Here is an 11,616-nt window from a genome sequence, read left to right on the forward strand (position 1 = left end):
TATATGTTACGGTTTCTCGTCCTTTATACGGCGCTGGCGCTGGGTGCAAATGTTGCGCAGGCCGCGGATCTAGATGCGGTGAAATCGGGGCAGATGGAATCCCTCGTCACCTATGATGAACCGCTGCCGCTGCCGCCCTTCACGGTGACCGATGAAAGCGGCGACGAGCATTCGATGAAAGATTTCGAAGGCAAGGTGGTCCTGATCAATTTCTGGGCGACGTGGTGCCCGCCCTGCCGCGAGGAAATGCCCTCGCTGAATACGCTGCAAAAAGAGTTCGGCGAGAATGGGTTTCAGGTGATGACGATTGCCACGGGCGGCTCGAACTCGCCCGAGAAAGTGGCCGCTTTCTTCGACAAGGAAGGCATCGACGCCCTGCCCCGCTTCCACGACGACGCCAATTTCGCCGCCCGCGCGATGGGCGTTCTTGGGCTTCCGGTCTCGGTGCTGGTCGACAAGAACGGCCACGAGGTCGGCCGAATGATCGGCGGCGCGGAATGGGATTCGCCCGAAGCGAAGAAGGTCATCGAGGCGCTGATCGACGAGAAGTAAGGCAGGGTGGTGTGGCGGCGCGACACTTGCTGCCGGGCAGTATTTTCCTTTGCCGCCCGATCGCCGATCGCATCCCGCGCACCCCCTTCCGCGTGTCGAAACATTCTGCAGAGCCCGGCGTCTGGGCTGCATCTGACCCGCCAGCTACGCCTCTGCCCCCGCGTGCCATGTTCTACGTTCTACGCCGAATGTTTTCCTTTGCGCTCGGGTCTGCCGAGCCTCACGCCGCGCTTCTGCCCGCGCGCAGATAGCGTCCCAACCAATGCTCGATCTCTTCCGACAGGGCCAGGATGGCCTCAAGACGCCCTTTGATATCGTCATGGAAACTGTCGAGCTGGTCGATCGTAGCCGCGAGCCCGCCATTCGCATCCCGCATGCGCCCACACTCGACGCGCCCAAGGACGCGGATCGTGTCGAGCCCGAGCAACTGGCGACGAATGTCTCGGCTCTGGTTCATCATATCGTCGGCGAGTTCGGCCGCTTGACGCATCGCGGCATTCGCATCGGCGGTGCCTTTGGTGACGAGCGACTGCAGCAATGCGCGTTCTTCCTCTCGGGGCTGATCATTCTGCGCCTCTTCGCCCATAAAATTGGTACTCATTTCGTTGAGGACACGCGCGCAGCCCAGTTGGAACACGGCGCGCGCGACCTGAAAGGCCATCTGACCACAAAGATTGCCGCGACCGGCAACGAATTTGCGCAGCCGCTCCGAGATGACAGCAGACGAGGCTTTGTAGTTTTCCGAGATCGCAGACACCGGCCCCCCGGACGGCTCGAGCCGCGAGGCGACGATCCGCATGTTGTTCGGCACGGATTGCAGCGCTTCGAAACTGCGTAGAAGTCCGAATTGCTCCTTCGTGAGGCGCCCCATCGCGGTGTTCAATTCGGCCAGCATCCGCGTATTCTCATCGGCATTTCGATTGAGGCGGCGATCCCGTTCGGTAAGCTCAAGCGCCAGCGCATAGGCCATGAAGGCGGTGTAGCTCGAATAGCCGCCACGTTCCGCGAAATCACGCAACAGCGTCGCGCTCTCCTCCGGGTCGAGGGACTCCGCCCGTTCGCGCGCAGAGAGATCACGGTAAAGCGTATGGATTTCATCGGACAGCTCGCTCGTCGGTTTCAGCCGGACCGAGAGGTAGCCGCCCTCGATCGGCATGACGACCGCAAAGACCCAATACCACCCGCCGCCTTTCGCCTTGTTCTTCACATAGGCGCCCATGGGATAGCCTTTTTTCAGCGCATCCCAAAGCACCCTGAACACCGCGCGCGGCGTATCGGGATGACGCACGATCTTATGCGGCGCCCCGATCATCTCGGGCCATTCAAAACCCGCGGTGCGCCGAAAAATCTCGTTGCCCGATTGGATCACCCCACGCGTATCGGTGCGAGAGTAGAACAATTCTTCCAGCGCGAAAGGCACCTCGTTGGTGCCGCGCAGTGCCGGCTGCCCCATTTTCGTCATCGCCCATTCTGTTCCATCAAGCTCCACCCTAGGCACCTGCCGGTTACCATCGACTTAACGCCGGATGCGAATTTCCAGTTAACCACGAGTCCGGCCTATTTCCCGGTCTTTACCCCTTCTTAGGCGCTTGCGCGGATGCTTGGCTCGAAGGCGAAGGAGGGGCAGATGACGAATCGAGACGCGAGGGCCATGCCGGTGCATCGTGACGAAGATAGCCCGCTGAGCTTTGCGGCTGCCGAGCAAAGCCGACAGGCCTTGGCCATGGTGCGCGCGGCGATCGACCGGCATGACGTCATGCTGGCCTATCAGCCAGTGATCCAGACCTGCCGCCCCGACCGACCTGCGTTTTACGAGGGCCTGATCCGGGTTCTCGACGATCGCGGGCGCATCATCCCCGCGAAGGAGTTCATCAACGCGATCGAACGTACGGAGGTCGGGCGGAAACTCGATTGCCTCTCGCTCGAACTGGGTCTGAAAGCGCTTCTTGGGCAGCCGGATCTGCGCCTGGCGATCAATATGTCGGCGCGCTCGATCGGCTATGCGCCCTGGACCAAGGTTCTCAATCGCGGCCTCGCGGTCGATGAGACCGTCGGCGAGCGTCTCATACTGGAGATTACCGAAAGCTCGGCGATGGAAATTCCCGAACTGGTCAGCGTCTTCATGGAGGATTTGCAGGCGCGCGGCGTCAGTATCGCGCTCGACGATTTCGGGGCGGGTTACACGTCTTTCCGCTATCTGCGAGATTTCTACTTCGACATCATCAAGGTCGATGGGCAGTTCATCCGCGGCATCTCGCACGATCCGGACAATCAGGCGCTGACGAAATCGCTGCTCGACGTGGCGCGCCATTTCGAGATGTTCACAATCGCCGAAGCAGTCGAGTCGCTGGAGGATGCCGAATATGTGGCAAGCCTCGGCGTCGATTGCATGCAGGGCTATTACTTCGGCGCGCCGACGATCCACCCCCCGTGGAGCCAGTCTTCCGAACCGCGACGGAGACGTGCATGACCCCAGCCAGAGCGCAATAAACTTGCGCTGACAATTTCCAGAGCGACGGGATTAAGCTTGACCTCTCGCTCCCTTCCGCCATGCTGCGCAGCAGCAGAACGGACGCGCTGTCGCGCCCGCTTAAGTGATGAGGAGGATCCCATGACCAATGTCGTCATCGTCTCGGCCGCGCGTACGCCCGTCGGCTCGTTTTTGGGCGCGTTTGCCAATACGCCCGCACATGACCTCGGCGCCGCCGTGATCGAGGCCGTCGTCGCCCGCGCCGGGATCGAGAAGTCCGATGTGTCCGAGACGATCCTCGGTCAGGTGCTGACCGCGGGCCAAGGCCAGAACCCCGCCCGCCAAGCCCATATCAACGCGGGCCTGCCGATCGAAAGCGCTGCCTGGTCGATCAACCAAGTCTGCGGTTCGGGCCTGCGCACGGTCGCGCTCGGCGCCCAGCATATCATGTGCGGCGATGCCGATATCGTCGTCGCGGGCGGTCAGGAAAGCATGTCGCTCAGCCCCCATGTCGCGCATCTGCGCGCGGGTCAGAAGATGGGCGACATGAAGATGATCGACTCGATGATCAAGGACGGCCTGTGGGACGCGTTCAACGGCTATCACATGGGCCAGACCGCCGAGAATGTCGCCACCCAGTGGCAGATTTCGCGCGAGATGCAGGACGAATTCGCGCTGGCTTCGCAGAACAAGGCCGAGGCCGCGCAGAAGGCCGGCAAGTTTGCCGACGAGATCGCCGCCTTCACCGTGAAGACGCGCAAGGGCGACACGGTCGTGGATCAGGACGAATATATCCGCCACGGCGCGACGATCGAGAACATGCAGAAGCTGCGCCCGGCCTTCGCCAAGGACGGCTCGGTGACCGCGGGCAACGCGAGCGGCATCAATGACGGTGCGGCCGCGGTGCTGCTGATGTCGGAGGAAGAGGCCGAGAAGCGCGGGCTCACGCCGCTGGCTCGCATCGCCTCCTATGCGACCGCCGGGCTCGACCCGTCGATCATGGGCTGCGGCCCGATCCCGTCCTCGCGCAAGGCGCTTGAGAAGGCGGGCTGGAAAGCCTCCGATCTCGACCTGATCGAAGCCAACGAAGCCTTCGCAGCGCAGGCCTGCGCGGTGAACAAGGACATGGGTTGGGACGTCAGCAAGGTGAACGTCAATGGCGGCGCCATCGCCATCGGCCACCCGATCGGCGCCAGCGGCGCGCGAATCCTCAACACCCTGCTCTTCGAGATGAAGCGTCAGGGCGCGAAAAAAGGCCTCGCCACGCTCTGCATCGGTGGCGGTATGGGCGTCGCAATGTGCATTGAAGGCCTCTAACGGCAAAAAAATGCTGCATCTGCAAAAAGAGCGCGCAACTTTGTTGCGCGCTCTTGTCATTTTCGGTAACAGCATTTCAAGGGCATTCCATTTGGAGGAGGAATCATGGCGAGAGTTGCATTGGTCACCGGCGGATCGCGCGGCATTGGCGCGGCGATCTCGAAGGCGCTACAGGCGGCGGGCTACACGGTCGTCGCGAACTATGCCGGCAATGAGGAGGCTGCGGCCAAGTTCACCGAGGAGACTGGGATCAAGACCTACAAATGGTCGGTCGCCGATTACGACGCCTGCGCGGCGGGGATCGAGCAGATCGAATCCGAGGTCGGCCCGATCGACGTTCTGGTGAACAACGCGGGCATTACCCGCGACGCGCCCTTCCACAAGATGACCCGCGAGCAGTGGACCCAGGTGATCGACACCAATCTCAGCGGCATCTTCAACATGACCCATCCGCTCTGGACGAAGATGCGCGAGCGCAAGTTCGGCCGGGTCGTGAACATCTCCTCGATCAACGGCCAGAAGGGTCAGTTCGCTCAGGCGAATTACTCGGCGGCGAAGGCGGGCGATCTGGGCTTCACCAAGGTGCTGGCGCAGGAAGGCGCCCGCGCGGGCATCACGGTGAACGCGATCTGCCCCGGCTATATCGCGACCGAGATGGTCATGGCGGTGCCGGAGAAGGTGCGCGAGTCGATCATCGGCCAGATCCCGGTCGGTCGTCTGGGCGAGCCCGAAGAAATCGCGCGCTGCGTGGTGTTCCTCGCCTCCGACGATGCGGGCTTCATCACCGGCTCGACGATCACCGCGAATGGCGGCCAGTATTTCATCTGATTTCGCCTCTTGGCATTCTCGACGGAGGCCCGCATTTTGCGGGCCTCTTTGTTTTGGCGGGGACAGCATGACACGCGGCAAGGCCACTTCGATCGGATTCACGGCGGTATTGCTGTGGGCGCTGCTGGCGCTGTTCACCGTGGGATCGGCCCCGGTGCCGCCCCTGATGCTGAACGCGCTGTGTTTCGCTTTGGGCGGCGCGGTGGGCGTGATCTGGCTGGTGGCGACCGGTGCGCTGGGGCAGCTGCGGCACGTGTCGTGGAAGGTCTATCTCGCCGGGACCGCGGGGCTGTTCGGCTATCACTTCCTTTATTTCTCGGCGCTGCGCCTCGCGCCCCCGGCCGAGGCCGGGCTGATCGCCTATCTCTGGCCCCTGCTGATCGTGCTGTTTTCGGGGTTGTTGCCCGGCGAGCGGCTGACGCTTTGGCATGTCGCGGGGGCGGTGCTTGCTTTCGGGGGCGCGGCGCTGATCCTCGGGGGCGGGATTTCCGCCGATCGGGCGGCGCTGCCCGGCTATGGGCTGGCGCTGATCTGCGCGCTGACATGGTCAAGCTATTCGTTGCTGTCACGGCGCTTCGGCGCGGTGCCGACGGCGGCGGTCGCGGTCTATTGCCTCGCGAGCGCGGCCCTGTCGGCCGTCGCCCATCTTGCGCTGGAGCCGACGATCTGGCCTGCGGACGCGATCGGCTGGGCCTCGGTGATCGGCTTGGGGTTGGGGCCGGTCGGGCTCGCCTTCTACACGTGGGATCTTGGCGTGAAGCGGGGCGATATTCAGCTGCTGGGCACGGCCTCCTACGCGGCCCCTCTGGTCTCGACGCTGGTGCTGGTCGCCGTCGGGATCGCGAGCGCCCGCCCGACCCTGCTGATTGCGGCAGCGATGATCGCCGGGGGCGCCGGGCTGGCGGCGCTGGGCGGTCGGCGTCGGCGCGCCGCGCCCCCGCCGCCGGATATGACCGGGCAGGAAATACCGCGGAAGGGCTCGGCCTGAGTCGCCGCGCGCTAACAGGCCCCTTCAAACGACACGGGCCGCCCCGAAGGACGGCCCGATTAAACTCGTGGGAGGGCCCTCAGGCCGTTTCGAGGCGGCGGATTTCCTCTTTCAGCCTAAGTTTTTGCCTTTTCATCTGAGCGATTTCGAGATCGTCGATGCCGGGTCTGCGCGAAGCGCGCTCGACCTCCATCGACAGAGCCTCATGTTTTTTGCGAAGTTCGGTGATATGCGAACCAAGCGACATGGCAGTCTCCTCTCCAGTTGTCAGCCCGTCGATTGCAGCACAGGTTTTGAGTCGTGTCACGGAAATGTCGTATAGCGACGGGTTATCCCCAGCATTTTCGCGAAATCTTGCGAAAGCGTTAACGCGGAATCGGCAATTTTTGACCTTCGCGCAGGATTTCGCGCGCAATTTCCGTCAAATCCTCTGCATCGCGTGAGTGCATCGGCGCCGAGTGCAGGATCAGCGGCGCAAGAAGCTGCAGCGGGGTCCGCGCACCTTTGCGTGCTGTGACGATCACCCGGCGCGCTGCGCGGCCGACTCGGGGCGCAATCGGCAGAACGGTGATCGCACCGGTCCGCCCATGCAACCCCGCCAACAGATCCGCCAGACGGTCGGCCTGCTGGATCAGCGTGATCCGCCCCTCGGGCTTGAGCCGCCGCAGTCCCGCGTCGAGCCATGCGCTGATCGGCGTCGCCTCGCGTTGCGCGCGCTCGCGGCCGGGATCGGCGGCCGGCGTGCCATCCTCGGGCCCGAAATAGGGCGGGTTGGCGATGACGTGATCGAAGCTGCGCGCCCGCAGATCGGCGGGCATCTGCGCCAGATCACCCTCGATCACCTCGAGCACGATCCCGTTCTCCGTCGCGTTGCGCCGCGCGAGATCGGCATAGGCGGACTGCAGTTCCAGCCCGCTTTGCTCAAGCCCCGACACCCGCCAGCCAAGACACAGGCTCGCCACCCCTGCCCCGCAGCCGAGTTCTAGAACCGACTGGCCCGCCTGCGCCGGACAGGCCGCCGCGAGCAGGACCGGGTCCATCGCCGCGCGGTAGCCCGCGCGCGGCTGGGCGATGCGCAACCGCCCGCCGAGAAAGCCATCGACTGTCAGATCCTCGGGCCCGAACCGGTCCATAAGCCTCAATCCGATTTGATCTCGTTATCGCGCAGAACCGCCTGCGCCATGAACATGTCGCTGTCGCGCACCATCAGGCGGCGCGGAAGGATTCCGAGCGAGCCTTCCAGCACGCTCGTATGGACGTCGAGTTGAAACGTGCTTATACCCTCGCCCTCGAGAAGGGCGGTCGCCATGGCCAGTTTCACCGGGTCCGTGCTGCGCAGTAGCTCTTTCATATCCCTCACTTACGGCCCCTTGCGAGGGCTGTCGAGATGAGGCAGATCGAAGGGATGAACATGAGCCTCGACGATAAGCCCGACAACACGGCGAAACCGCACGACCGTCTCGCGGAAGCCTTGGCAAGCGACATGGCGGCGGTGGATGCGCTGATCGCCGAGCGCATGGCCTCGGAAAACGCGCCGCGTATCCCCGAAGTGACCGCCCATCTGGTCGGCGCGGGCGGCAAGCGGCTGCGGCCGATGCTGACCGTCGCGGCGGCGCGGCTGTGCGGCTACGAGGGCAGCCTGCATCACAACCTCGCGGCGGCGGTCGAGTTCATCCATACCGCGACGCTGCTGCATGACGATGTGGTCGACGAGAGCAAGCAGCGCCGGGGCCGCCCGACCGCGAACCTGCTCTGGGACAACAAGTCGAGCGTGCTCGTTGGCGATTACCTCTTCGCGCGGTCGTTCCAGCTGATGACCGACACCGACAACCTGCGGGTTCTGTCGATCCTGTCGAACGCCTCCGCCGTCATCACCGAAGGCGAAGTGCTGCAACTTTCGGCGGCGGAAGACCTGAACACGACCGAGGACACCTATTACAAAGTGGTGCGCGGCAAGACGGCGGCGCTGTTCTCGGCGGCGACCGAGGCGGGCGCAGTTCTGGCCGGCGCTCCGGAGGATCAGATCGCGGCGCTGCATGATTACGGCGAGAGCCTCGGGATCGCGTTCCAGGTGGTTGACGATCTGCTGGACTATCTCAGCGATGCCGAGACCATGGGCAAGAATGTGGGCGACGATTTCCGCGAGCGCAAACTGACCCTGCCGCTAATCAAGGCGCTGGCGAAAGCCGACGCGGACGCCCGCGCCTTCTGGACCCGCACCATCGACAAGGGCGACCAGCGCGACGGCGATCTGGAGCATGCGATGGAGCTGCTGCACGCGACCGGCGCGCTGGAAGAGACGCGCGCCGCTGCCCTTGAATGGGCCGATCGCGGGCGCGAGCGGCTCAAGGTGCTGCCCGAGAGCGAGCTGCGGCAAATGCTGGACGATCTGGCGGATTACGTGGTGGCGCGGCTGCGCTGAGGGGGCTCCGCCCCCCGCCCTGCGGGCTCCCCCGGGGATATTTAGGTCAAGAGGAAAAGGCGCGGTTTTGGGGCTGCGCCTTTTGCGTCTGATCGCCGAGCATGCCGGAGGCGCGCCACCAGTCGGGGCGACGTTGGGCCAGCATCGCCTCGGCAGCCTGCGCCCCGTCCAGCGTCTCGAAAAGCGCGAAACAGGTGGCGCCCGAGCCCGACATCCGCGCGAGGCGGCAGCCGGGCAGCATCATGAGCCCGTCCAGAACCTCCCCGATCACCGGGGCGGACGCGATGGCTGGGGCTTGCAGGTCGTTGCGCTGGGTCGCGAGCCAGTCGATGCAATCGGGCGCGCCAGTGAAACTCGGAAGCGCTTCCGGCATCGGGGGATTGTCCTTCGAATCGAGCCCTTCGAAGATCGCAGGCGTCGGCACTTCCACGCGCGGATTAACCAGAAGCGCGGGCAGCGGCGGCAGGGCCACGGGGTCGAGCGTCTCGCCGATGCCCCGCACGCGCTGGGGCTGCGGCATCAGGCACATCGGCACGTCTGCCCCAAGTTGCGCGGTCTCTGCCGGAAGCGGCTGGTCCCAAAGCGCAGCCAGCGCGCGCAGCGCTGCCGCCGCATCTGACGATCCTCCGCCAATGCCCGAGGCGGGCGGCAGATGTTTGTCGAGATGGATCTCGGCCCCCTGCCCCGCCGGGCGCGACAGGAGGGCCGCGGCTTTCAGCACGAGGTTCGACGGATCGGCGGGCACGCCCGCCGCCTCGGGGCCTGCCACGCTGAGCGACAGCGCGTCGCTCTCGCGCAGCACCAGCCGGTCGCCCATCGGCCCGAAAGCCACGAGACTGTCGAGCAGGTGATAGCCATCGGCCCGCTGGCCGATGACATGGAGCGTCAGGTTGATCTTCGCCGGCGCGAAGGCGTCAATTATTCGCATCGCTCGCGGGAGTTTCGGGGGCAGCCTGAGCAGTGTCCTTGCTCGGGCCCTTGTCCTCGAGCGGCGGCAGACCCTGCTCTTTGCGCAGCTGGTCCAGACCCACCTCGATCTTGCGGCGGATCGCGTCGGGATCGAGCTCCTCGGTGGTCTCCGCATCGTCGGTCGCGAAGGACAACGCGCGGCGCCACTGGAACTTCGCCTCGCGCTGACGCCCCACGGCCCAGAGCACATCGCCGAGGTGGTCGTTGAGCAGCGGATCGCGCGGCTCGAGCTCCACGGCGCGCTCCATCTTCTCGGCCGCCTCCTGATAATGGCCAAGCTTGAACAGCGCCCAGCCGAGGCTGTCGATGATGAAGCCCGCATCGGGACGCTCGGCGGCGGCCTTGCGGATCATGTCGAGCGCCTCGTCGAGATTCTCGCCCTTGTCCACGTAGGAATAGCCCAGATAGTTCAGCACCGAGGGCTGATCGGGCGAGAGACGCAGCGCCTCGCGGAAGCCCTTCTCGGCCTCGTCCCAATTGCCCGAGCGTTCCTGCGCGATGGCGCGCGAATACCAGACGAACCAGTCCTTCGGCTCGGGCTGGCCAAGCAGGTCGATCGCCTTGTCATAGGCTTTCGCAGCCTCGGCAAAGCGGCTCTCGCGGCGCAGCGTGTCGCCGAGCGCGGTCCAGACGCCCACGAGCTTGGGACGGCTGCGCGACAGGTTCTCGAGCACTTCGATCGCCGCATCGTTGCGGCCCGCGCGCACCATCGATTCCGCACGCCCGATTTCGGCGGCGTGATAGATCGGGCTGTCGGGTTTGATGTCGGCATAGGCTTCGATGGCAAGATCGTATTGGCCCTGCTGGTCGAGCATCGATGCGGTCAGCAGCGTCGCATCATCCATGTCGGGCCGGATCAGGTTCGCCAGCCGCGAATGCACCAGCGTGAACGTGTCGGGCGCATCCCCGATCAACGCCTGCGCGACCGAGTAATAGACCTCCGCCACGCCGTCGGAAGCGTTACGCACGACGTCGAAAGGCAGCGTGTCGCCCGCCTCCAGCTTGGTGCGAATGTCCTTCAGCTGCGGATCGAGATCCTTTCCGAAGCGATCCTCGATCAGTTTCAGCGCCTCTTTGTTCTTCTCGAGCTGCGAGAGCACTTCGACATGGGCCAGCACACCGCGGCGGGTCGAGGTGATCTTCTCGCCGTGTTCGCCGCTCAGGATCGCATCGGCGCCTTCGTAATCGCCGACCAGCGCCAGCGCGAGCGCCTTGTGGAAGCCCGCGAAGGCGGCGAGGCCCTGCTGCTTGCCGACTTCGTCGAAGGCCGCGGAGGCGTCGGACATCTTGCCGTCGCCCGCCAGCGCCCAGGCCTTGGTAAGACCGCCCACGAGCGGCCCGGGATCGGCGCCGCTGTCGAGAAGCGCGAGCGCCCCGGTCCAGTTCTTGTCATGCGCATCGGCCGCCAACGCGGTGAGCGCCGCGATCTGGCTGCCGGTTCCGGCCTCCACCATCTGCTGCGCAAGCGGCGTGGCGCGGTCGAAATCGGCAATCGCGATCTCGGAGACGAGCGTCGCTTCCGCGGTCGCGCCGCTGGTATCGCCGCTGGTCATCAGCTGACGGTAGTAATGCGCGGCCTCGGCGAAATCGAATTGCTGCGACGCGATGCGCGCCGCGAGATAAGCCCCCGCCTCAGCGGGGCTCGGGTCATTCGCAGTGTCGCCGGCATCGCCTTTGGCCTCGGCGTCATCGGCAGCCTGCGCCGCATCTTCGGCGCTACCGGCCTTCGGCGCGCCCTGAGCCAGCAGCGGCATCGGCGCGGTGGAGCCCATCAAGAGGGCGAAGAGCGCAAGGCGCAGCGGGGTCTTCAAACTCGACACGAAACGGTCCTCTCATTCGGGTTGAAATCGAGCGTAACGGCGCGATGCGGGCATTACAATGAGCCGTACCACCGCACGCGGGAAGCCGCCTGCACAGACACGGCGTTGTGATGGGCACAAAGAGAGGGGACGAAGAAAAAGGGGCCCTCAGGCCCCCTTCGCGATCACATGTTCGGGTAGTTCGGTCCGTCTCCGCCCTGCGGGGTGGTCCAGTTGATATTCTGGCTCGGGTCCTTGATGTCGCAGGTCT

General features: G+C 64.7%; 13 protein-coding genes. 6 read left to right on the plus strand and 7 right to left on the minus strand.

Translation table 11 applies throughout. From position 1 onward, the window contains the following. The first annotated feature begins 3 nt into the window (after positions 1-3). Positions 4-552 (plus strand): TlpA family protein disulfide reductase, encoded by a 549-nt coding sequence (locus B3D39_RS14030; protein ID WP_274962262.1) that lies wholly within the window; start codon positions 4-6, stop codon positions 550-552. A 220-nt stretch (positions 553-772) separates the two neighbouring features. On the opposite strand, the gene B3D39_RS14035 is transcribed toward B3D39_RS14030, so the two are convergent. Continuing rightward, positions 773-2,005 carry a PAS domain-containing protein gene (locus B3D39_RS14035; RefSeq protein ID WP_274962263.1) on the minus strand — a complete coding sequence of 411 codons (1,233 nt, stop codon included), beginning with the start codon at positions 2,003-2,005 and terminating at the stop codon, positions 773-775. Between the two features lie 174 nt (positions 2,006-2,179). Between B3D39_RS14035 and B3D39_RS14040 the strand changes: the two genes are divergently transcribed. The 4 genes from B3D39_RS14040 to B3D39_RS14055 all read left to right on the plus strand — a co-directional run bounded on the left by B3D39_RS14040 (position 2,180) and on the right by B3D39_RS14055 (position 6,155). Continuing rightward, positions 2,180-3,022 carry an EAL domain-containing protein gene (locus tag B3D39_RS14040; RefSeq protein ID WP_274962264.1) on the plus strand — a complete coding sequence of 281 codons (843 nt, stop codon included), beginning with the start codon at positions 2,180-2,182 and terminating at the stop codon, positions 3,020-3,022. Between the two features lie 141 nt (positions 3,023-3,163). Further along, entirely contained in the window at positions 3,164-4,339 is a 1,176-nt protein-coding gene (locus B3D39_RS14045) for an acetyl-CoA C-acetyltransferase (protein WP_078522528.1), read from the plus strand. Between the two features lie 105 nt (positions 4,340-4,444). Continuing rightward, on the plus strand, positions 4,445-5,167 hold the full coding sequence (gene phbB, locus B3D39_RS14050; RefSeq protein WP_274962265.1) for an acetoacetyl-CoA reductase: 723 nt from the start codon (positions 4,445-4,447) through the stop codon (positions 5,165-5,167). A gap of 67 nt (positions 5,168-5,234) precedes the next feature. Beyond that, positions 5,235-6,155, plus strand: coding sequence for a DMT family transporter (locus B3D39_RS14055; RefSeq protein ID WP_274962266.1), 921 nt, complete (start codon positions 5,235-5,237; stop codon positions 6,153-6,155). Between the two features lie 79 nt (positions 6,156-6,234). Here the strand turns inward: B3D39_RS14055 and B3D39_RS14060 are convergent, their stop codons facing one another. From B3D39_RS14060 to B3D39_RS14070, 3 genes are all read right to left on the minus strand, one after another. Continuing rightward, positions 6,235-6,402 (minus strand): YdcH family protein, encoded by a 168-nt coding sequence (locus B3D39_RS14060; protein ID WP_078548964.1) that lies wholly within the window; start codon positions 6,400-6,402, stop codon positions 6,235-6,237. Between the two features lie 118 nt (positions 6,403-6,520). Continuing rightward, positions 6,521-7,288: a tRNA1(Val) (adenine(37)-N6)-methyltransferase gene (locus B3D39_RS14065; RefSeq protein ID WP_274962267.1), complete on the minus strand. Its 768-nt coding sequence runs from the start codon at positions 7,286-7,288 to the stop codon at positions 6,521-6,523. A gap of 5 nt (positions 7,289-7,293) precedes the next feature. Continuing rightward, positions 7,294-7,506 carry a DUF2007 domain-containing protein gene (locus B3D39_RS14070; protein ID WP_075773958.1) on the minus strand — a complete coding sequence of 71 codons (213 nt, stop codon included), beginning with the start codon at positions 7,504-7,506 and terminating at the stop codon, positions 7,294-7,296. 36 nt (positions 7,507-7,542) lie between these two features. Here B3D39_RS14070 and B3D39_RS14075 point away from each other — a divergent pair, with 36 nt between their 5' ends. Beyond that, a complete protein-coding gene (locus tag B3D39_RS14075; protein WP_286789814.1) occupies positions 7,543-8,577 on the plus strand; it encodes a polyprenyl synthetase family protein in 1,035 nt (344 codons plus the stop codon). A 46-nt stretch (positions 8,578-8,623) separates the two neighbouring features. Here the strand turns inward: B3D39_RS14075 and B3D39_RS14080 are convergent, their stop codons facing one another. The 3 genes from B3D39_RS14080 to B3D39_RS14090 form a co-directional block, all read right to left on the minus strand. Then, positions 8,624-9,505, minus strand: coding sequence for a 4-(cytidine 5'-diphospho)-2-C-methyl-D-erythritol kinase (locus tag B3D39_RS14080; protein ID WP_274962393.1), 882 nt, complete (start codon positions 9,503-9,505; stop codon positions 8,624-8,626). Further along, positions 9,492-11,366, minus strand: coding sequence for a tetratricopeptide repeat protein (locus B3D39_RS14085; RefSeq protein ID WP_274962394.1), 1,875 nt, complete (start codon positions 11,364-11,366; stop codon positions 9,492-9,494). The genes B3D39_RS14080 and B3D39_RS14085 overlap by 14 nt, the downstream gene beginning before the upstream one ends. Before the next feature lie 164 nt (positions 11,367-11,530). Further along, positions 11,531-11,616 (minus strand): 4Fe-4S dicluster domain-containing protein (locus tag B3D39_RS14090; protein ID WP_414718009.1); only part of this gene is annotated, 86 nt, incomplete at its 5' end.

The organism is Thioclava sp. UBA3469 (genome assembly GCF_002378135.1).
Classification (GTDB): domain Bacteria; phylum Pseudomonadota; class Alphaproteobacteria; order Rhodobacterales; family Rhodobacteraceae; genus Thioclava; species Thioclava sediminum.